The following is a 20440-nucleotide window of genomic DNA, read 5'->3' as shown; positions in this document are numbered from 1 at the left end:
CGATTGTAATCGTTCGGATCGTCTGGCACTGACAAGATAGTAGGCACCGCAAGCGGGATTGCTCAAGGTGCTGGCGGTTAAAAAAGGCTAAACCGCCGCCTAGGCGACTTTCCCAAGCCCGCCCAACAGCCACCGGATGTACTAGGGCTTAAGACGCTGATCGACAGTTAAAGTCACCCTTAGTTCAACAAAAAAGTTCCTGTACCACAACCGCTTGCGAACCCTGCAGTTTTTTTTCACAGACACGTCGCAAATCTTGTCGGCGCGGAGTCAAGCAACATTTTTTTTGCAGTTCTTGCGCTCTGTCAGTTTACTTACTACAAGTAATGGGTACTATGTACGCCGGCCAGTTTCTCTTTCCTGAGAGATGGCTATTTAATAGAAAGTCCTTGAAGGGGAACACGATGAACAACGTTCTGAAATTCTCTGCTCTGGCTCTGGCCGCAGTTCTGGCTACCGGTTGCAGCAGCGTATCCAAAGAAACCGAAGCTCGTCTGACTGCGACTGAAGACGCAGCAGCTCGCGCTCAAGCTCGTGCTGACGAAGCCTACCGTAAGGCTGACGACGCAATGGCAGCCGCTCAGAAGGCTCAGCAGACCGCTGACGAAGCCAACGAGCGCGCCCTGCGTATGCTGGACAAAGCCAGCCGCAAGTAATAATCCTCACGGATTGTTAAGAAGCCGACCCACTTGTGGGTCGGCTTTTTTATTGCCTTTGAAACCGACAAACGCGGTCAGCAGGTACGAAAAGGCCTGCACTAAGGGCAGGCCTGGGTACGCCGAAATTACCTTACTGCAGTTCGGGCGGAATGCTCGTCACCATCGGTGCGGCCCCTTGGTTTTCCACCGGCACGGCAATTTCTACCGGCATACCATCTTCTGCAGCCACCACGTCACGCACCATGTCCCAGTTCATGCGTAGGTTATTGGCCAGGTCTTCGCGCTTGAGCAAGGCATTGATAACTGCGGTGTGTTTGTCGACAACCGACGGGTTACCCTGGTCATCCAGCGGCGTGTGCGCCTCAAGATAGACCTTGCCAGCGCTGATACCGAACTTGTAAGGCTCGTTGATGATGCGCACCGGAGTCCCCACCGGCACCATCTTCGACAGTTCAAGCACGTTGTTGTTGAACATGCGGAAGCAACCGTGACTGGTGCGCATGCCAATGCCGAACTTCTTGTTCGAACCATGGATCAGGTAGCCCGGTACGCCCAAGGTGAACTTGAACGGCCCCAGCGGGTTGTCCGGGCCAGCCGGCACCACAGTCGGCAGGATGTCACCGTCCTCGGCGTGCTCTTTGCGAATCGAAGCGGGCGGCGTCCAGGTCGGGTTGGGCGTCTTGGCGGTGATCCTGGTGTTGGCGATCGGCGACCCCCACCCCTCGCGACCAATGCCCAGCGGGAAGGTGTACACCACGCTCTCCCCCTTGGGGAAGTAGTACATGCGGTACTCGGCCAGGTTGATGACGATGCCTTCGCGCGGGCCCGGCGGCAGGACGAAACGGGTCGGCAGGATGATCTCGGTGCCGGCGCCCGGCAGCCAAGGGTCCACGCCGGGGTTGGCGGCAATCATTTCCAGGTAGCCGAGGTCGTTTGCGGTGCCGATATCGGCGAACGTGTCCTCGTACTTTGCCTTGATCACATGCACTTGGCCGACGATGTCTTCACCGGGCGGTGGCAGTGGCAGCTCCAGCGCAGCAGCGGGGCCCGCTACCAACAGGGCGGCCAGGGACAGGCTACGGGTGACGGCAGGAAAGCGCGGCAACATCCGGTAAATCCTTCGAAAGGTGGGTCAAGAGGATCGATTGTACACCCGCGCCGATGCAAGCGGGAGGCATTGGCACGTTGCAAGCGTTTCAGATGATGAAAGGTGCTTTTCGTTCAGCTGCCGTGCAGCTCTGGCCACACCGGACGCATGCCACGTCGCTGGGCATCGAGGATGGCACGGCACAGCTCACACAGGCGACCATCGCGGTAGATCGATCGCGGCACCCCCGACCAACGCGGCTGGGCTGGCAGCAGGCCGCCACACAAAGTACGGTCGACCGGCACGCCCAGCTCGAGCTGGCGGGCCACGAGGTGGACGCGGCTTTCCTGGCAGGCGAACAGGTCGAGCTGCTCGTCGGGCTCGATCAGTTGATAGGCATACAGGGACCAGGCAGGGCGCGGCATTTGGAGCACTCGAAACGGGGGGCGCAACATTAGCCCAAAGGCGGCCCCGTTTAAAGCTTCACAGCAAGGGTTTTATCGCTGGCCAGGCATTTTCCAGCAGGCGCTGCTGAGCCCCCTGGGCCGGATGGATGCCATCAGCCTGCATCAGTTCAGGTACGCCCCCTACCCCTTCGAGGAAAAACGGCACCAAAGGAACCTGTTTGTCCGCTGCCAGCTGTTCATACACCTTGGCAAAGGCGGTGGTGTAACGCACACCATAATTGGGCGGCAGGCGCATGCCCAATAGCAGCACCTTGGCCCCTGCCTGACGCGAATGCTCGATCATCGAGGCAAGATTTTGTTGCAATTGTGCAGGCGACTGCCCGCGCAGGCCATCGTTGCCGCCCAGCTCCAGCACCACCAGGCTCGGTTTATGGGCTGCAAGCAGCGCCGGCAGCCGCGCCTGGCCACCTGCGCTGGTGTCGCCACTGATCGAAGCATTGACCACTTTGTCGTCAAAACCTTCGTCCCTGAGGCGGGCCTGCAAGAGAGACACCCAGCCCTGACGGCTATCCAGGCCAAAACCGGCGCTGATACTATCGCCAACAACCAGCAGTGTTCCTGCCGCTGCGCTCTGGGCCAGGCAATACAGGGCCAGACCGGCACTCAACCACCACACTCGCATCGGATTCTCCATGAGCCCCAGCATTCTCGTTGCGCAGAACCTTAGCAAAGTGGTCCCCAGCGCGGAAGGTGACCTTACCATCCTCCACGCACTGTCTCTCGACCTGGCCCAAGGCGACAGCCTGGCCATCGTCGGCGCCTCGGGCTCTGGCAAGTCGACCCTGCTCGGTTTGCTCGCCGGCCTCGACCGGCCCAGCGCTGGCAGCGTCATGCTCGCCGGCCACGACCTGGGGCCACTGGATGAAGACCAGCGTGCCCGTGTGCGAGCCGAACATGTGGGTTTCGTGTTCCAGTCGTTCCAGTTGCTCGACAGCCTCAATGCACTGGAAAACGTCATGCTGCCACTGGAACTGGACGGCCGCCGCGATGCTCGCGAACAGGCTCGCACTTTGCTGGAGCGGGTCGGCCTGGGCAAGCGCCTGAGCCACACACCTCGGCAGCTCTCGGGCGGCGAGCAACAGCGCGTCGCCATCGCCCGCGCCTTCGCCGCGCAGCCTGCGGTGCTGTTCGCCGATGAGCCCACCGGTAACCTCGACAGCCACACCGGCGAGCGCATCAGCGATCTGTTGTTCGAGCTGAACAAGGAGCGCGGCACTACCTTGGTGCTGGTCACCCATGACGAACGCCTGGCCCGCCGCTGCCGGCGCCAGATCCGCCTGGACGCGGGCCGCCTTGTGGCGCCGATGGAGGTCTGGTGAGCCATATGCCGCTGTCCCGCCTGTGTGGCCTGGCACTGCGCCAGTTGCTGCGCGATGTTCGCGCCAGCGAAGTGCGCGTGCTGTTCTTTGCCCTGTTGGTGGCGGTAGCCGCCAGCACCGCCATCGGCTATTTCGGCGCCCGCCTCAACGGCGCCATGCAGCTGCGCGCCAGCGAGTTCCTGGGCGCCGATCTGGTACTGCAGGGCAGCGCCCCGGCCCGCGAGCAACAACTCGATGCCGGCAAGGCACTGGGCTTGCGCCACGCACACGTGGTCGAGTTCACCAGCGTGGTCGGCGGCGACAAGGGCATCCAGCTGTCCAGCGTCAAGGCCGCCGACGGCGCCTACCCGTTGCGCGGGCAAGTACGCAGCGCTCCGGCACCCTATGCCGAAGAAACACCCGGCGGCGGCCCTGCCCCTGGCGAAGTGTGGGTCGAACCGCGCCTGTTGGCGGCACTGGGGCTGGCGATCGGCGACAGCATCGACGTGGGCATGAAAACCCTGCGCATGAGCCGCGTGCTTACCTACGAACCGGACCGCGCCAACAACTTCTACAGCCTTACCCCACGCGTGATGATGAACCTGGCCGACCTGGAAGCCACCGGCGTGATCCAGCCGGGCAGCCGGGTCACCTACCGTGACCTGTGGCGCGGCGATGCCGAGGCGCTGGCGCAGTACCGTCAGGCCGTGGAAAAAGACCTGGCCGCCAACCAGCGCCTGCGTGACACCCGCGATGGCAACCAACAGATCGGCGGCGCGCTGGGCAAAGCCGAACGCTACCTGAACATGGCCAGCCTGGTGGCTGTGCTGCTGGCAGGCGTGGCCGTGGCACTGTCGGCCAGTCGCTATGCTGCACGCCGACTGGACGCCAGCGCCCTGCTGCGCTGCCTGGGCCTGTCGCGCCACCAGGCATTGGGCTTGTATTGCTTGCAACTGGCCATGCTCGGCCTGGTCGCTGCCCTGGCCGGCGCCTTGCTTGGCTGGCTGGCTCAGCTGGGCCTGTTCCGCCTGCTGCACGGCTTGCTGCCGAGCGTAGTGCCCGCTGGCGGCATCGTTCCTGCGCTGGCAGGTATCGGTACCGGGCTGGTGGCACTGGCTGGCTTTGCCCTGCCGCCGATTGCGGCGCTGGGCCAGGTGCCGCCACTGCGCGTGCTGCGCCGTGACCTGTTGCCGATACCTGCGAGCAGTTGGCTGGTGTACGGCGCCGCCCTGCTCGCCCTGGGCCTGATCATGTGGCGCCTGAGCCTCGACCTGCTGCTCACCTTCGCCCTGCTCGGTGGCGGCCTGGTCGCCGCACTTCTGCTCGGCGGCCTGCTGTTGCTCGGTTTACGCAGCCTGCGCCAGCTGCTGGCCGGTGCGCCACTCACCTGGCGTCTGGGGCTGGGCCAGCTATTGCGCCACCCCATGGCTGCAGCAGGCCAAGCCCTGGCCTTCGGCCTGATACTGCTGGCCATGGCCTTGGTCGCCCTGCTGCGCGCAGAGCTGCTCGATACCTGGCAAGCACAGCTACCCAAGGATGCGCCCAACCACTTCGCCCTGAACATCCTGCCAGATGACCGTGAGCTGTTCATTCAACACCTGCACCAGGTCAATGCCGCTTCAGCGCCGCTGTACCCGGTAACGCCCGGGCGCCTGGTGCAAATCAATGAAAAACCGGTACAGCAGGTGGTCAGCAAGGACTCGGCAGGCGAGCGCGCCGTGCAGCGCGACCTCAGCCTGACCTGGGCCGCCGAGTTGCCCGAAGGCAACGTGCTGACCGCCGGCAACTGGTGGCAAGCCTTGCCAGCCGACAACGACATCCCCGGGGTTTCAGTGGAGGCGGAGCTGGCCAGCAGCCTGAAACTGCAGATGGGCGACCTGCTGACGTTCGATATTGGCGGCCAGCAGCGCCAGGCCCGCGTGAGCAGCCTGCGCAACGTGCATTGGGACAGCTTCCAGCCGAACTTCTACATGATCTTCCAGCCTGGCACGCTGCAGGGGCTGCCGACCACTTACCTGACCAGCTTCTACCTGGCAGCGGGGCATGACCTGGATGTCGTCGCGCTGTCACGGGCGTTTCCGGCGGTGACCATCCTGCAGGTGGATGCCTTGCTAGACCAGCTGCGCAGCATTCTCGCCCAGGTAACCCTGGCGGTGGAGTATGTGCTGCTGTTCGTGCTGGCCGCCGGGCTGGCAGTGCTGTTCGCCGGCTTGCAGGCCACGCTGGACGAGCGTATTCGCCAAGGCGCACTGTTGCGCGCACTGGGCGCGGCGCGGCCGTTGCTGGTCAAGGCCCGGCGAATCGAGTTCGGCCTGCTGGGTGCGGCCAGCGGGCTATTGGCGGCCGTGGGCTGCGAACTGATTACCTGGGTGCTGTACCGCTATGCCTTCGATTTGCAGTGGAGCCCGCACCCGTGGCTGCTGGTGTTGCCGCTGACGGGGGCACTGCTGGTGGGTGGTGCTGGAGTGCTGGGAACACGGCGGGCGTTGAATGCCAGCCCGCTGGCGGTGTTGCGCGAGGCTTGATGCCTGGCTGTCAGCGCTTCTGCCGGGACAGCACATGCCTCAGGCTGACGCAAGACGGGCCAGTCAGTCCATCGAGACTGACTGGCCGTAACGGATGCTGCTCACATACCAGGTCGCTTCACCGGTAGGTGTATGCACCACCACCTCATCACCCTCCTCCTTCTTCAGCAAGGCACGGGCCATGGGCGAATCGATCGAGATGTAATCGTTGCGCCCGTAGATCTCGTCGTAGCCGACAATGCGAAACTTCATGGTCTCGCCCTCGTCGTTCTCGATCTCAACCCAGGCACCGAAAAACACTTTGCCTTCCTGCTCGGGCGAGTACGCCACCACTTTCACATCTTCAAGCCGCTTGCGCAGGTATCGCACCCTGCGGTCGATTTCGCGCAGCAGCTTCTTGTTGTACTGGTAGTCCGCGTTCTCGCTGCGGTCACCCAACGAAGCCGCCCAGGCAACCTTTTGGGTGATTTCCGGACGATACACCCGCCACAGGTGGTCCAGCTCTTTCTTCAGCGCCTCATGGCCTTCTGTGGTGATGATATTGGTGCTCAATAGCGCATTCCTCAGCGGCGGGTAATCAGGCCTTGACGCGCGATGCGGGTGAGATGGCCGATGACTTCGGCGGCTTCGTCCGGTGCCGGCGCCTGGATCACAGCCAGGTCGAAGCGGTCATTGCCATACTGCGCGAGGTGGCAGCCACTATCAGCGAACTGGATCAGAAAGGCACGCGCCTGTCCCTTGCGCCGTGACAGGCCTTCAAGATGACGCAAAAGGGTGGGCTGATGCCGGCCGCCGAGCAGGATGCGCGGTGTGCGGGACGCCTGGTTGGCAGGCAAAGGGCTCAAACAGACACTGGTACGTGGGCAACTCATGGAGCTTCTCTCCGCCTCGCGAATCCCGCTGGGCAGCGGTGGGAGGCGTCACCGAACCAGCGCTTTAGCGGTATTTCGGACGGCCCGGAGGTGGGGCTTTCCTGCGCCCCGCAAGTAGCTGTTTAAATCGGCGCAGGCGGTATGCTAGAGCGATGAGCCCCAAGTTGCAAGCGACAAGCCCCAAGCAAGAACAAGCCGAGTACTGGCCCGCGCTTGCCTGCGGCTCGTAGCTCACAGCGTGCAGCTGATTACCGGGCGATCAGGCGGTCGAGCGAGAAGCGGCCAGCGCCTTCGATCATGACTGCAACGGTGCCGGCCAACAGCGCCAGGGCGAACTCATAGCCGTTGTTGGACATGAACAGGCCGTTGCCGATGTGCACCGAAACGATCGCCACTATCAAGGTCACCGTCAGCGCCAGGGCCGCCGGGCGAGCCAGCAGGCCGACCACCAAGGCCAGGCCACCGAAGAATTCGGCACTACCGGACAGCAGGGCCATCAGGTAACCCGGCGCCAGGCCGATGCTTTCCATCCATTGGCCGGTGCCTTCCAGGCCGTAGCCACCGAACAGGCCGAAGAGTTTTTGCGCACCATGAGCCATGAAGATGATGCCGACCAGGATGCGGATAACGCTCAAGCCAGCGCCACCACGTGTAGAGAACAGAGCGTTGAGGGTAGTGTTGTTCATGTCGAAGCGTCCTTGAAGTGAAGCAGTTGTGTGGGTATGGGCGCCATCATAATCAATTCTCTTGATATGAAAATCGCAAAAAACCCAACATAACAATCGATAAAATCGATGCTTAACGCTTCGCTACACGCTCCAGTGCCGCGCGTTCGCGGTTGAACGCCAGGTAGTACTTGTTGATGCTGTTGACGAAATTGACCGGTCCCATCCCCACTTGCTCCATGGCGATGCGTTCGGTCTGGAAAAACCACTGGTTGCCGTTGAGCCCCCGCCGTCGAGCCTCTGCACGCATGGCCTGAACCCGCTCGGGGCCGAGGTTGTAGGCTGCCAGCACAAAGGCCATGCGCTCACGCTCGTTGATCTTGGTACTGGCAAAAAACTTGCGCCGGATAAGCGCCAGGTAACGGGCACTGGCCAGGACATTGCCATCTACCGTCGCAGTATTGCTCACCCCCACCCGCTGGGCCGCCGAAGGGGTAATCTGCATCAGGCCATGGGCACCGCCAGTACCGCGTGCAGCCGGGTTGAGCGTCGACTCCTTGAAGGCCAGCGCAGCCAGGTTGAGCCAGTCGATCTGTTGCGCCTGGCCATGCTTCTGCAACACCGCCCGCACCGATGCCAGACGCTGGCGGTCCTTGCTGGCCAACGGGTTGTGTACCCGGTACTGGCGGCGGTAGATGCGCTCGAATGCGGCATCCTGGTTATCTGGCGCGCGGTAACCTTGCAGAAAGTGATCGACTGCGGCCAGCAATTGCGGCGCTTCACGCCCTACATACCAGCGCATGGCTTGCGGCGCCCCCAGGCGCACCCGGCTGTCCAGGCGCAGGCGCGGCATAACCCGGGCCCAACGCCGGGCAATGGGCTGCTCGACCACGGTCAGGTGGTAGATGCCTGCCTGTACCATCTCCAGCACATCCTCCACCGCCAGCGTCGAATCGACCCACTCCACTTTGATCGGCGGCCGCTTGCGCAGTGCCAGTTGCTGGTTGACCTGCTGGATCAGCGGCCCGGCGGCACTGGCACTGGTCAGGGCCACGGTACGCCCTGACAGCTGTTCGACCTTGCTGAAACTTCGCTCGCCTTTGCGCCCGACAAGCATCAGCGGCACCTGGTCGAGTATCGGCGCACTGCCGCGGACACCGCTCACCGTAGTGGGGTCAAGCAGCTCGCCTGGCGCGGCCAGGTCACCCTCACCGCGGGCCAGGGCGCCCAGCAACTGTTCCTTGGCCCGCGGGATGAGCTTTAGCTGGATCTGCTGGTCGTCGGCGGTACGAGCATTGAGGAAATGCTCCAGGGCACGCAGGCGATAATACTCGATGCCGACTGGCTCGCCCTTGACCTCACCAGAACTGTTGCGGCTCTGGTTGACCAGCACTCGCAGTACTTTGCTGGTGCGAATCTGCGCCAGGTCACGCACCTTGGCAGGCGGTATGTTTTGCTGCGGCCCCGGCGAGCGCGCCTGGGCGGGACCGGCAAAGGCCAACCCCAGCGTCAGCAGAAAAATGAGCCAGCATCGCTGCATGCGAAAACGTTTCCGTGGTCGGTGAGCGGCATCCATGGGTTGCACCGCCAAGTGATAAACGACGGTAAAAGACCACGGCAACAGCATGAAGTTCTTGGTTTTTTCAGAAAAACGCGGTTTTTGCTATGCTGGCCGCCCCGCGGCACGAGATAGCACCATGCAACTGATCGATATCGGCGTCAACCTGACCAACAGCAGTTTCCACGACCAACAGGCCGCAATCGTCGAGCGCGCACTGGAGGCCGGCGTTACGCAAATGCTGCTGACAGGCACCAGCCTGGCGGTCAGCGAACAAGCGCTGGCGCTGTGCCAACAACTGGATGCCAGCGGCGCGCACCTGTTCGCCACGGCCGGCGTGCACCCTCATGATGCCAAGGCCTGGGATGCCGACAGCGAGCGCCAGCTGCGACTGTTGCTGAGCGAACCGCGCGTACGCGCGGTAGGCGAATGCGGCCTGGATTTCAACCGCGACTTTTCCCCTCGCCCGCTGCAGGAAAAAGCCCTGGAAGCCCAGCTGACACTGGCTGCGCAGCTGCGCCTGCCGGTGTTCCTGCACGAGCGCGATGCCAGCGAGCGCTTGCTGGCGATTCTCAAGGACTACCGCGACCACCTGACCGGCGCGGTGGTGCACTGCTTCACCGGTGAGCGCGAGGCGCTGTTCGCCTACCTGGACCTGGACCTGCACATCGGCATTACCGGCTGGATCTGCGACGAACGCCGCGGCACTCACCTGCACCCGCTGGTGGGCAACATCCCTGAAGGCCGGCTTATGCTGGAAAGCGACGCGCCCTACCTGCTGCCGCGCAGCTTGCGGCCCAAGCCCAAGAGCGGGCGCAACGAGCCGGCGTTCTTGCCGGAGGTACTGCGCGAGGTGGCCTTGCATCGCGGTGAATCAGCCGAGCACACGGCAGCGCATACCACGGCAACGGCGCGGGCTTTTTTCCAGCTCCCCTGAATCTCGCGTGTTTCCGCGGGGCGGGTGAACACAGTTGATATGCATCAACACATGTCCAGGTGGATGTGGGCACAATGATGGCACCTTGCCAATATTGTTTCCGCTCAACTCAGAGAAGACCTGCCCATGGGTGCCTGGCTTAGCAATGTTTCCCTGAAGTACAAATTCTGGGCCGTCAACGCAGTGGCCTTTGTCACCACCTTGCTGCTGGTGCTGTACGCAGTGCACCTGGAGCAACGCGCACGTGCCGAGGCGGCTCAGGGCCTGGCGGTCGCACAAGCCCAGTTGCTGGCCGCCTGGCCAGCCGGGCAAGCACTGCCACGCCCGGCCAACGTCATCAGTTGGTCAACCGGGCAAACGCCAACCTACGCCGGAGAGGCGCTCGATGCCCTGCGCAACGCCCAAGGCTGGGTAGCATTGCCGAGCGCCTGGATCCTCGGTGAAAACCCGCTGCGTGGCGCACAGGTATTGCGCAATGGCGACCAGCAGTTGGCTGTGCTGGCCCAGTCACCCAGCCTGCGCCAGGTTTTCTTCGATCGCTTCAGCAATTACGCGGTGTGTGTGCTGATCCTGATGCTGGCCATGCTCGGCGCCTCGCAACTGCTGATCCGCTTCCTGCTCAGCCAACTCAACACCCTCAAGGACGTGATGCTGCACGTGGAAAAAACCGGCGACCTGTCGGCCCGCGTACCGCTAGCCAGTGGCGACGAGGTCGGCCAGATGGCCGGGGCCTTCAACGCCATGCAGTCCACCTATCACCGCGTGGTCAGCACCGTCGCCCACAGCGCAGCACAGCTGGACTCGGGCGCTGCACGCCTGGCCGCCAGCATGAGCGACGTACGCCATGGCATGCTCGGCCAGCAGAGTGAAACCGACCAGGCCGCCACTGCCATCAACGAAATGTCGGCGACCGTGCACCACATTGCCCAGCACGCCGGTGCCACCCGCGATTTGTCACAAACCGCCGACACCTTGGCCGGCAGCGGCCAAGCGGTGGTCAGCCGAGTGCAGGATTCGATTTCCGGGCTTTCCAGCGGCGTGCAGCAAACTGCCGAGATGATCCGACAGCTAGCCGAGGACAGCCAGAAGATCAACGGTGTAGTCAGTGTGATCCACAGTATTGCCGAACAGACCAACTTGCTGGCGCTTAATGCTGCCATCGAAGCCGCGCGCGCCGGCGACCTGGGCCGCGGCTTTGCCGTGGTCGCCGATGAAGTGCGCAACCTGGCCAAACGCGTGCAAACCTCCACGGATGAAATCACCACCATGGTTTCGGCCCTGCAGTCGGGCACCCGCGATGCGGTGGAGTTCATGCAGGAAAGTTCGTACAAGGCCGACGACTGCGTACGTCAGGCACAGGAAGCCGGTGAGGCGCTGGCGGAAATTACCGGTGCCGTGGCGCAGATGCGCGAAAGCAATACCCAGATCGCTGTAGCGGCCGAGCAGCAAAGCCAGGTAGCCGAGGAAATGAACCGCGCGGTGGTCAGCATCCGCGATGTCACCGAGCGGACCGTGCAACAAACGGTCGGTTCGGCGACCACCAGCAGCGAACTGGCGACCCTGGCCGGCGAACTGAACAAGGCCATTGGCCAGCTCAAGCTATAGTCACCATAGCCAGGTTCGATTGGCCCCCGCTTGGGGGCCGCACTAAGCTTTGGGCATGACCGAGAGGAAATCCCCATGAGCAAACGCCTGCCCAATCTTCCCGCCTGGCAATGGCGCGGCTACCACCACAATCACCGCCACCCGGCCAACCTGGTGTTGCACCTGATCGCTGTGCCGTTGTTCATTCTGGGGACACTGCTGGTGCTGTCCGGTCTGTTTGGTTTCGACCTCGGCCAGATCGCGGTGGGTGTGATTGCCTTGATCGCAGCGTTGGGCCTGCAGCGCCAAGGCCACCGCCTTGAAGCCCAGCAGCCCGAACCGTTCGCCAACCGCCAGGATGCCGTGCAGCGCTTACTGACCGAGCAGTTCATCACCTTTCCGCGCTTTGTGGTGAGCGGGGCCTGGTGGAGGGCCTGGCGGGAGCGGCACAAGCACCGGCACTGAGCCAGCTGCCGGAGCGCTGCTTGTGAGCAGCCTTGCAAGGGTCAGGCGAAAACGGTGACGGTCTGCCGGCTCAACGCCAACAACTCGCCCTGCGCCGTCCACAATGCCGCAGCAGCATGCCCATAGCCATCCCGCGCATGCTCGGTCTCCACACAGTACCGGCACCAATCCAGGGTCGACAGCTTCGCCGTTGGCTGGATGAACTCGATGGTCCAGGTCAACGTACTGCCCGCAGCGGGCTGCTTGAGAAACGGCATGAGGCTGGGCGGCCAGGCATCGACCAACGCCAACAGGTGCGCCTCGCTCACCTGTTCTTCCACCACATCCCGCAAGCGCACCCAGCCGCCCATCTTGCGCGACTGATTGCCACTGAACGGCAGCCCACCTACTGCCCAGCGCAGGGCCACGTGCCGCATGAACTCAGGGGTAACGCCTTTGATATAGGGCAACTCCGGGGCCGCCTCATCGAGCGCAGGCATTTCGATGGCCGGTAACGCCGGCACTTCGACCACCGAAGGGCGGCCCGCACCGAAATTGCCCTGCACCAAAGTCACCACCTGGCCATCCTGAACAGCGCGGCCCAGCAACGTGCTAACCGCCTTGCCTTCGCGCAAAACCTCCACCTCGAAGCGGATGGGCACATCCGCCGCCGCGGGTGCCACGAAGCTGATGGCCAATGAGCGTACCGGGCGGTTGTCGCTGATCTTGAGGCGCATGGTTTCATAGACCATGGCCGCCATCAGCCCGCCAAAGGCAGCACGCCCCTGGGCCCAGCTGGGCGGAATGCTGACGGAATCCGGGTTGGCCCGCACGGCGTCGAGCAGTTGGTTGAAAGTCATTGGCCGGCTCCTGCCTGCAAAGAAAAAGGTCCGTTCATCCTAGCCAGCAAACGCCAAGCATTCAGCCCGCATATCGGTCATTTTCCGTGATAACGCCGCGCCAGCGCCTCTTGCAGGGCATCCAGCGTCACATCCGACTGGCGCTCCGCCTCATGCAGCTCCTGCTCCCAATCGGCTTTGCAGGGGAGCAAGTCGGCATGGTCGCGCGCTTGCAGCAGCCATTGCAGGCGGTCGTGCCAATCACCCAGGTTGCCCTGTGCCTTTTTCAGCAGACGTTGCAGTTTCTTCCCTGCGTGATCGAGTTGCGGGTAGGCCTCATCGCCATAGCGTGCACGCTTGATCAGCAAACGCAGGCGGTGTCGATCGTGAGCAGGGTCCTGCAACGCTTTGTGCAACTTGCGCCACTGCTTGACCAAGCGCTTGTCGATACGTTTGCTTAGCGACTTGACCAGCCCCTCCCGGCCCGCCGCCCGCAGGAACAATGGAAAGGCGTCGAGAATCGCCAATACCCTGGCCAGCTGTGGGCTGGCAGCGACACTGGCGAAAGTCCTGTCACGCCCCTCCAGACGCCGCTGCCCGGCTGCTGTGTGACCGCGCCCGATCAGCTCGGCCGCCAGCACCTCGCGATCACGCAGCGGCGTGGTAAGGGTCCCCAGCGAACGTGCAGCATCCTCCAGCTGTTCCACGCCAGGCAGCCCACGCAGCGGCCTCAGCAGACTTCGCAGGCGCCGCAAGGTGGTACGCAAGTCGTGCAAGGCCTCACTGTCGGTATTGGCAGCCAGGCGTTCACGACAGGCCAGCAAGCGCACCTGCAAGGTCAGTATCTGGGCAACGACATGGTCGAGCATGGCAGACATACGATGCTCCCTGTTCAGCGCCCGGCGCGAGATTCACGAATGTAGAACCGCGCCTTTTCGGCTTTGCGGGTACAGCTTTCGTAGCCTTCGAACTGCTGCTGGGTCTTGGCCCCGGTCAGCAATGACAAGGCCTTGGAATAACTTACGGCACCGGCGAAGCCTTCGGCCTTGGCCAGGTCCAGCTCCTTCCAGGCGGCATCCAGCTGGGTCGCGCAGCTGTCACGGTAGGCCGTCTTGCCCGCGCAGCCAGCAAGGGCCAGGGCAATCAGTGGAAGGCAAATCCAGGCTTTCATCAGTAATACCTCTATGGAAAAACGGTGGCTGTTCGACGCTCCGACAGCTGGAAAGTGCCATGCCCAGCCGGCTTTGCCTGGCCAGTTTTATTACAGTAGCTCAGCACGATCTACATTGAAGCACAGGCAGCGATGGGTGCATTGTAGGACCATGATGGCACTGGCCGGGGAATGTTCATGAGTAAACGTGTGGCACTGGTACTGGGATCGGGCGGAGCCCGAGGGTATGCGCACATCGGCGTGATCGAGGAAATCGAGCGCCGCGGCTACGACATAGCCTGCGTCGCGGGGTGTTCCATGGGCGCGGTGATTGGCGGTATCTATGCCGCCGGCAAGCTCGACGACTATCGCAACTGGATCGAAAGCCTCGACTACCTCGATGTGCTGCGCCTGGTCGACGTCAGCTTTCGCCTCGGTGCGATTCGCGGCGACAAGGTGTTCGGGCAGATCCGCAAGATCGTCGGCGAGATAAACATCGAGCAACTGCGCATACCCTACACCGCAGTGGCCGCCGACCTTACCAACCAGCAGGAAATCTGGTTCCAGGAAGGTTGCCTGCATCAGGCCATGCGCGCCTCGGCGGCCATTCCCAGCCTGTTCACGCCGGTGATGCAAGGCAACCGCATGCTTGTCGACGGTGGCATCCTCAACCCGCTGCCAATCGTGCCGGTGGTGTCCAGCCATTGCGACCTGATCATCGCGGTAAACCTAAACGCCACCAACCAGAAGCAGTACCAGTTGCCGGTGATCGAGCGCCCGGCGGCGTTCAAGATGCGCTTTGACGCCTTGTTGAGCTCGCTGGGTTCACGCTTGCCATTCCGGCGCAAACCGGCGGAAGAGCTGATCCGCATCGAAAAGGAGATCGTCGCCGAGGGGTTGGCACCGCCAAGCCCGTGGCTTGCCGACAGCGCCGACCCGGAAAGCCAGCAACCGGCAGCGGCCCCGGAGCGCGAGGGCGCGCCGAAGTCTGCCACCGGTTCTTTCATCATCGACAACGTGGGGCCGGCCTCACTCCTGGACTTGATCAACCAGAGCTTCGAGGTCATGCAGACTTCGCTGGCACAGTACAAGATTGCCGGCTATCCACCGGATGTGCTGATCAACGTACCCAAGCGGGTGTGCCGGTTTTTCGAGTTCTACAAGGCGCCGGAGCTCATCGCCCTGGGGCGAGAGATTGCACGCGATACGCTGGACAGTTATGAAGGGGTGAAGCGGTAGCACCTGGTTAGCGCCACCCCTGAAGGCGCTGTGACCTTCGACAATGACCGTGCTCGCGGCTGGCGAAAACGAAGCAGGCCGCACGAGGCGGCCTGTTTCTTCATGCAACGAACACCTTAGTAACGGGTGATGTCTGCATTGGCTTCCAGCTGCTTGCGGTAAGCGGCAAAGTCCTGCTGGCCAGCACGTGACGCGAGGTAGCGGCGAATCTGCTGCTTCTCTTCGTCGGTGGCGGCAGCGCCTTCGTTCACGCCCTTGAGCTGCAACACCACCAGGCTACCGTCACGCAGCACGACGCTGCCATAGACTGGCTTGTCCTTGGCTTGCGGCTTGCCCAGACGGAACAGTGCCTGCAGTTCGGCCGGGTCAATACCGTCCTCACCACGGGTGACGGCTTCATAGGCTTTCCAGCCTTGGCCTTCGTGCACGCTGCCTGCTGCGATGGAACCGTCACGCAGGCCGGCAATCAGCTTGTCTGCCTTGGCCTTGAGTTCGGCAGTCGCCTTCTCTTTGGCCAGGTGCTCCCTGATATTCTTGGCCACAGCGTCCAGCGGCAGTTGCTCTGGCTTGCGGTGTTCCTTGACGCGCAGCACCACGGTGGTCTCAGGGTCGAGCTCGATGGCGGTGCTGTTGGCACCCTCATCCAGCACTTCTTCAGAGAACGCAGCCTGCACCACCGCACGGTTGGCGGTAATGCCTTCACCGCCCTCGCGGCCGAAGGCGGCGGAGGTGTGGACCTTGAGGTTCAGGTCCTGGGCCGGCTGGGCCAGGTCGGAAGCCTCGTAGGCAGCATCCTGCAGTTGCTTGCTGGCGTCGACATAACGCTGCTCGACCAGCGGCATCTTCAGATCGCGGGTCAGTTTGTCCTTCAGGCTGGCGAAGCTCGGTACCTCTGGCGCCTGGACGCCCAGCAGCTTGATCAGATGGTAGCCAAACTCGGTGCGCACCGGTGCAGATACCTGCCCATCCTGCAGCTTGTACAGCGCCTCTTCGAAGGCCGGGTCGTATACGCCCGGGCCGGCAAAGCCAAGGTCACCACCGGTGTTGGCGGAGCCTGGGTCCTGAGAGAACTCCTTGGCCAAAGCGGCAAAGTCCTCACCCTTGGCCAGACGCTGCTCGATCTCTTCGGCGCGGGCCTTGGCCTGGGCGTCGGTGACCTTGTCGTTGACCTCGATGAGGATGTGCGCGGCATGGCGCTGCTCGGCCAGGTTGGCGATTTCCTTCTCGTACTGGGCCTTGAGCTCTTCGTCGGTCACTTTGACCTGATCGAAGAACGCCGACTTCTTCAGCTCGATGTAGTCGATCACTACCTGGTCAGGCGACATGAACTCCTTGGCGTGCTGGTCGTAGTGCGCCTTGACCTCTTCGTCGCTGACCTTGACTGCGGCCGGGTCGGCCTTGAACGTCAGGGAGGCGAAGTCGCGGGTCTGCTTCTCCAGGCGAGCGAAGGCATCGACCTGTTGATCGGTGACGAAGCTGCTGCCGGCCAGGCCGGTGCGCAGTTGGCCGATGAGCATTTCCTCGCCGAGCATCTCGCGGAACTGCATGCGACCGTAGCCCATCTGGCGGATCACCTGGTCGAAACGCTCAGCGCTGAACTTGCCGTCCACCTGGAACTCAGGGGTCTGCAAGATAACCTGATCCAGCGCGGCCTCGGAGAATGCGAACTTGGCATCCTCAGCACCTTGCAGCAGCAGCTTGCGGCTGATCAGCCCCTTGAGTGCCTCCTCACGCAGCAACTTGTCATCCAGCAGCGCCGGGTCGAAATCCTTGCCCAACTGTTGCATCAGTTGACGGCGCTGCATGTCGGCCGCCTGGCTCAGTTCGTTCTGGCTGATGGTCTGGCCGTTCACCTTGGCGGCGTCCTGGCTATGAGTGGCGGCCTGGAAAATGGCTTCGAAACCGGTCAATGCCATCAACACGACGATAAGGCCGATGATGGTCTTGGCAATCCAACCTTGTGAATTGTCCCTGATATTTTGCAGCATGCGTCCCCCAGAAACGGCTGTACCACTGCGTCGACAACCGCGGAGCGTGGGTAGAATCCTGATAAAAGAAAGGCGCATCCGAGGATGCGCCTTTTCTTAGCAAACGTGTCAGGCGGGAACGTTTGCGCCCCGCCATCACCGTGCTCGGACCAGGCCAGGCCGGGTCCGGCTGAAAGACGACTTAGTTGACGGCGTCTTTCAGGCCTTTGCCAGCCTTGAAACCTGGAACCTTGGCGGCTTCGATCTTGATTGCCTTGCCGGTTTGCGGGTTGCGGCCAGTACGCTCGGCGCGCTCCTTGACCGAGAAGGTACCAAAGCCAACCAGTACCACATCGTCACCTTGCTTCAGGGCGCCGGTGACGGATTCGATGACTGCGTCCAGCGCACGGCCGGCTACAGCTTTCGGGATGTCTGCAGATGCGGCGATAGCGTCAATCAGTTCCGACTTGTTCACTCTAAGTCCCCTTATTTCTCTATTGAGTTTGTTTCTAAGTATGTAATGAAAAGCTTATGAAACGTGTGCTGGGAGGCATGGCGACAATAACGTGCCGCTTTATAGCAAGGCGCCGAAAATACTGTCAAGGAAAGCCCCCCAGCCAAAAACTACTAATGCGTGCTGATTCTTTCCTTAGCATCGCCGTCGCGCTTCTCGTCTTTCGCGACAATCTCCGGAGCCACATCTGGCAAGGGCTCCGGGGCGTATTGCAGCGCAATTTGCAGGACTTCGTCAATCCATTTGACCGGTTTGATCTGAAGATCCTGTTTGATATTTTCAGGAATCTCCTTGAGATCGCGAACATTTTCCTCGGGAATGATCACCGTCTTGATCCCGCCACGGTGTGCCGCCAGCAGTTTTTCCTTCAGCCCGCCAATGGCCAATACCTGGCCACGCAAGGTGATTTCGCCGGTCATGGCCACATCGGCACGTACCGGAATCTGCGTCAGCGCCGACACCAGTGCGGTGCACATTCCGATACCGGCACTTGGGCCGTCCTTCGGCGTGGCACCTTCAGGCATGTGGATGTGCACGTCATGCTTCTCGTGGAAGTCGGCGGCAATCCCCAGGCTGCGGGCGCGGCTGCGCACCACGGTCTGCGCGGCGGTAATCGACTCGACCATGACATCGCCCAGCGAGCCGGTCTTGATCAACTGGCCCTTGCCGGGGATGACCACGGCCTCGATGGTCAGCAACTCGCCGCCCACCTGGGTCCAGGCCAGGCCGGTTACCTGGCCGATCTGGTCCTGCTGCTCGGCCAGGCCATAGCGGAACTTGCGCACGCCCAGCAGGTGCTCCAGCTGCTCGCTGGCCACCTTGACCTTGACCTGCTTCTGCCCGGTATGTTCCTTGACCACCTTGCGGCAGACCTTGGCAATTTGCCGTTCCAGACCCCGCACACCGGCTTCACGGGTGTAGTAGCGGATGATGTCGCGAATCGCCGAGACGTCGACTTCCAGCTCTTCTTTCTTCAAGCCGTTGGCCTTGACCTGCTTGGGCACCAGGTACTTGACCGCGATGTTGATCTTTTCGTCCTCGGTGTAGCCAGGCAGACGGATGACTTCCATCCGGTCCAGCAGCGCCGGCGGGATGTTCATCGAGTTCGAGGTGCACAGGAACATCACGTCCGAGAGGTCGTAGTCGACCTCCAGGTAGTGGTCGTTGAAGTTGTGGTTCTGCTCAGGGTCGAGCACTTCCAGCAGTGCCGAGGCTGGGTCGCCGCGCATGTCGCTGCCCATCTTGTCGATCTCGTCGAGCAGGAACAACGGGTTGCGCACACCCACCTTGGTCATCTTCTGGATCAGACGACCCGGCATGGAGCCAATGTAGGTACGGCGGTGGCCACGGATCTCGGCCTCGTCACGCACGCCACCCAGGGCCATGCGCACGAACTTGCGGTTGGTGGCGGCAGCGATCGACTCGGCCAGCGAAGTCTTGCCGACGCCGGGTGGCCCGACCAGGCACAGCACCGGACCGCGGATCTTCTTGACGCGCTTCTGCACGGCAAGGTACTCGAGGATGCGTTCCTTGACCTCTTCCAGGCCATAGTGGTCGGCATCGAGGATTTCCTCGGCCTTGGCCAGGTCCAGACGCACCTTGCTCTGAGCCTTCCACGGCACCTGCACCAACCAGTCGAGGTACGAGCGCACCACGGTAGCTTCGGCCGACATCGGAGACATTTGCTTGAGCTTGTTCAGCTCCGCCTGAGCCTTGGCCAAGGCATCCTTAGGGAGACCTGCGGCTTCGATGCGCTTTTTCAGCTCTTCGACTTCATTGTGGCCTTCGTCACCATCGCCAAGTTCTTTCTGAATGGCCTTCATCTGCTCATTCAGGTAGTACTCGCGCTGGCTGCGCTCCATCTGCTTCTTGACCCGGCCGCGAATGCGCTTTTCGACCTGCAGGAGGTCGATTTCGGCATCCAGCAGCGCCAGCACGTGCTCGACACGGGTAGTCAAGTCGACGATTTCAAGAATTTCCTGCTTCTGCTCGATCTTCAGGGCCATGTGCGCGGCCATGGTGTCGACCAGGCGCCCTGGCTCGTCGATGCTGTTCAGCGAAGACAGCACTTCGGCAGGCACCTTCTTGCCCAGCTGAACGTACTGTTCGAACTGCGACAGCAGCGTGCGCACGAACACTTCCGACTCGCGCTCGGCAGTGTCGGTTTCGTCGATCAGGGAGACTTCAGCACGGATGTGCCCTTCAACTTCGGAGAAGCGCTCGACCGCACCACGCTGCTCGCCCTCGACCAGCACCTTGACGGTGCCATCAGGCAGCTTCAGCAGTTGCAGCACGGTGGCAACGGTACCGACACGGTACAGGGCGTCCTCGCCCGGATCGTCGTCGGCTGGATTCTTCTGGGCCAGCAGAAGGATCTGCTTTTCGCCCGTCATCGCCGCCTCGAGGGCTTCGATGGACTTTTCGCGCCCCACGAACAGCGGGATAACCATGTGCGGGTAAACAACGACATCGCGCAATGGCAAAAGAGGCAAGTCGAGGGTGGTCTTCATGATTTCGCCTCTACAGCGGCCTTATGGCCGGAAACCGGTGGAAATGATGCTTGGACCTAATGTGGGGGCACGCTTGGGAAATTACAAGCGCTTGTACAGGAAAAGCAGAAAGGGGCCCGTAGGCC

At 62.1% G+C, this 20440-nt stretch carries 20 protein-coding genes; 7 read left to right on the top strand and 13 right to left on the bottom strand.

Annotated features, from left to right (window positions below; genetic code table 11):
• Positions 1 to 404 precede the first annotated feature (404 nt).
• A complete protein-coding gene (locus N5D53_RS05850) occupies positions 405 to 656 on the top strand; it encodes an Lpp/OprI family alanine-zipper lipoprotein (RefSeq protein ID WP_003250288.1) in 252 nt (83 codons plus the stop codon).
• 133 nt (positions 657 to 789) lie between these two features.
• Here the strand turns inward: N5D53_RS05850 and N5D53_RS05845 are convergent, their stop codons facing one another.
• The 3 genes from N5D53_RS05845 to N5D53_RS05835 all read right to left on the bottom strand — a co-directional run bounded on the left by N5D53_RS05845 (position 790) and on the right by N5D53_RS05835 (position 2835).
• Positions 790 to 1767: a L,D-transpeptidase family protein gene (locus N5D53_RS05845; RefSeq protein WP_020192894.1), complete on the bottom strand. Its 978-nt coding sequence runs from the start codon at positions 1765 to 1767 to the stop codon at positions 790 to 792.
• 113 nt (positions 1768 to 1880) lie between these two features.
• Positions 1881 to 2171, bottom strand: coding sequence for a hypothetical protein (locus N5D53_RS05840; RefSeq protein WP_014591666.1), 291 nt, complete (start codon positions 2169 to 2171; stop codon positions 1881 to 1883).
• 58 nt (positions 2172 to 2229) lie between these two features.
• Positions 2230 to 2835: an arylesterase gene (locus N5D53_RS05835; RefSeq protein ID WP_020192893.1), complete on the bottom strand. Its 606-nt coding sequence runs from the start codon at positions 2833 to 2835 to the stop codon at positions 2230 to 2232.
• 10 nt (positions 2836 to 2845) lie between these two features.
• On the opposite strand from N5D53_RS05835, the gene N5D53_RS05830 reads away from it, so the two are divergent.
• Both N5D53_RS05830 and N5D53_RS05825 read left to right on the top strand, forming a co-directional pair.
• Complete coding sequence (locus tag N5D53_RS05830; protein ID WP_020192892.1) at positions 2846 to 3532, top strand: ABC transporter ATP-binding protein; 687 nt, start codon at positions 2846 to 2848, stop codon at positions 3530 to 3532.
• A complete protein-coding gene (locus N5D53_RS05825) occupies positions 3529 to 6036 on the top strand; it encodes an FtsX-like permease family protein (RefSeq protein WP_279840167.1) in 2508 nt (835 codons plus the stop codon). The genes N5D53_RS05830 and N5D53_RS05825 overlap by 4 nt, the downstream gene beginning before the upstream one ends.
• Before the next feature lie 63 nt (positions 6037 to 6099).
• Here the strand turns inward: N5D53_RS05825 and greB are convergent, their stop codons facing one another.
• From greB to N5D53_RS05805, 4 genes are all read right to left on the bottom strand, one after another.
• The gene (gene greB, locus N5D53_RS05820; RefSeq protein ID WP_129932124.1) at positions 6100 to 6588 is read right to left on the bottom strand and encodes a transcription elongation factor GreB; all 489 of its coding nucleotides are present in this window, start codon (positions 6586 to 6588) and stop codon (positions 6100 to 6102) included.
• Between the two features lie 11 nt (positions 6589 to 6599).
• Positions 6600 to 6908 carry a hypothetical protein gene (locus N5D53_RS05815; protein ID WP_014591670.1) on the bottom strand — a complete coding sequence of 103 codons (309 nt, stop codon included), beginning with the start codon at positions 6906 to 6908 and terminating at the stop codon, positions 6600 to 6602.
• Between the two features lie 248 nt (positions 6909 to 7156).
• Entirely contained in the window at positions 7157 to 7594 is a 438-nt protein-coding gene (locus N5D53_RS05810; protein ID WP_279840166.1) for a DoxX family protein, read from the bottom strand.
• 112 nt (positions 7595 to 7706) lie between these two features.
• Positions 7707 to 9113 carry a transglycosylase SLT domain-containing protein gene (locus N5D53_RS05805; protein ID WP_019438673.1) on the bottom strand — a complete coding sequence of 469 codons (1407 nt, stop codon included), beginning with the start codon at positions 9111 to 9113 and terminating at the stop codon, positions 7707 to 7709.
• Positions 9114 to 9270: 157 nt separating this feature from the next.
• On the opposite strand from N5D53_RS05805, the gene N5D53_RS05800 reads away from it, so the two are divergent.
• The 3 genes from N5D53_RS05800 (at position 9271) to N5D53_RS05790 (ending at position 12117) form a co-directional block, all read left to right on the top strand.
• The gene (locus N5D53_RS05800; protein WP_020190965.1) at positions 9271 to 10068 is read left to right on the top strand and encodes a TatD family hydrolase; all 798 of its coding nucleotides are present in this window, start codon (positions 9271 to 9273) and stop codon (positions 10066 to 10068) included.
• 126 nt (positions 10069 to 10194) lie between these two features.
• On the top strand, positions 10195 to 11673 hold the full coding sequence (locus N5D53_RS05795; RefSeq protein WP_064493428.1) for a methyl-accepting chemotaxis protein: 1479 nt from the start codon (positions 10195 to 10197) through the stop codon (positions 11671 to 11673).
• Positions 11674 to 11748: 75 nt separating this feature from the next.
• On the top strand, positions 11749 to 12117 hold the full coding sequence (locus N5D53_RS05790; RefSeq protein ID WP_010953277.1) for an Mpo1-like protein: 369 nt from the start codon (positions 11749 to 11751) through the stop codon (positions 12115 to 12117).
• 41 nt (positions 12118 to 12158) lie between these two features.
• Here the strand turns inward: N5D53_RS05790 and N5D53_RS05785 are convergent, their stop codons facing one another.
• The 3 genes from N5D53_RS05785 to N5D53_RS05775 form a co-directional block, all read right to left on the bottom strand.
• Positions 12159 to 12956 (bottom strand): thioesterase family protein, encoded by a 798-nt coding sequence (locus N5D53_RS05785; protein ID WP_104962143.1) that lies wholly within the window; start codon positions 12954 to 12956, stop codon positions 12159 to 12161.
• 77 nt (positions 12957 to 13033) lie between these two features.
• The gene (locus tag N5D53_RS05780) at positions 13034 to 13813 is read right to left on the bottom strand and encodes a CHAD domain-containing protein (RefSeq protein WP_104962144.1); all 780 of its coding nucleotides are present in this window, start codon (positions 13811 to 13813) and stop codon (positions 13034 to 13036) included.
• Positions 13814 to 13827: 14 nt separating this feature from the next.
• Positions 13828 to 14106, bottom strand: a complete 279-nt coding sequence (locus N5D53_RS05775; RefSeq protein WP_003250254.1) for a lipoprotein — start codon at positions 14104 to 14106, stop codon at positions 13828 to 13830.
• 177 nt (positions 14107 to 14283) lie between these two features.
• On the opposite strand from N5D53_RS05775, the gene N5D53_RS05770 reads away from it, so the two are divergent.
• Positions 14284 to 15324 carry a patatin-like phospholipase family protein gene (locus N5D53_RS05770; RefSeq protein WP_026031953.1) on the top strand — a complete coding sequence of 347 codons (1041 nt, stop codon included), beginning with the start codon at positions 14284 to 14286 and terminating at the stop codon, positions 15322 to 15324.
• Between the two features lie 116 nt (positions 15325 to 15440).
• Here the strand turns inward: N5D53_RS05770 and N5D53_RS05765 are convergent, their stop codons facing one another.
• The 3 genes from N5D53_RS05765 to lon form a co-directional block, all read right to left on the bottom strand.
• Positions 15441 to 17312: a SurA N-terminal domain-containing protein gene (locus N5D53_RS05765; RefSeq protein ID WP_019438678.1), complete on the bottom strand. Its 1872-nt coding sequence runs from the start codon at positions 17310 to 17312 to the stop codon at positions 15441 to 15443.
• 181 nt (positions 17313 to 17493) lie between these two features.
• Complete coding sequence (hupB, locus tag N5D53_RS05760) at positions 17494 to 17766, bottom strand: nucleoid-associated protein HU-beta (RefSeq protein ID WP_003250246.1); 273 nt, start codon at positions 17764 to 17766, stop codon at positions 17494 to 17496.
• Positions 17767 to 17918: 152 nt separating this feature from the next.
• Positions 17919 to 20315: an endopeptidase La gene (gene lon / locus N5D53_RS05755; protein ID WP_010953272.1), complete on the bottom strand. Its 2397-nt coding sequence runs from the start codon at positions 20313 to 20315 to the stop codon at positions 17919 to 17921.
• Positions 20316 to 20440: the final 125 nt, after the last annotated feature.

The sequence above is a fragment of the Pseudomonas sp. GD03862 genome (assembly GCF_029840855.1).
Classification (GTDB): domain Bacteria; phylum Pseudomonadota; class Gammaproteobacteria; order Pseudomonadales; family Pseudomonadaceae; genus Aquipseudomonas; species Aquipseudomonas alloputida.
The sequence above is the reverse complement of the archived record's forward strand: the minus strand, read 5'-3'. Positions and strand labels throughout refer to the sequence as shown.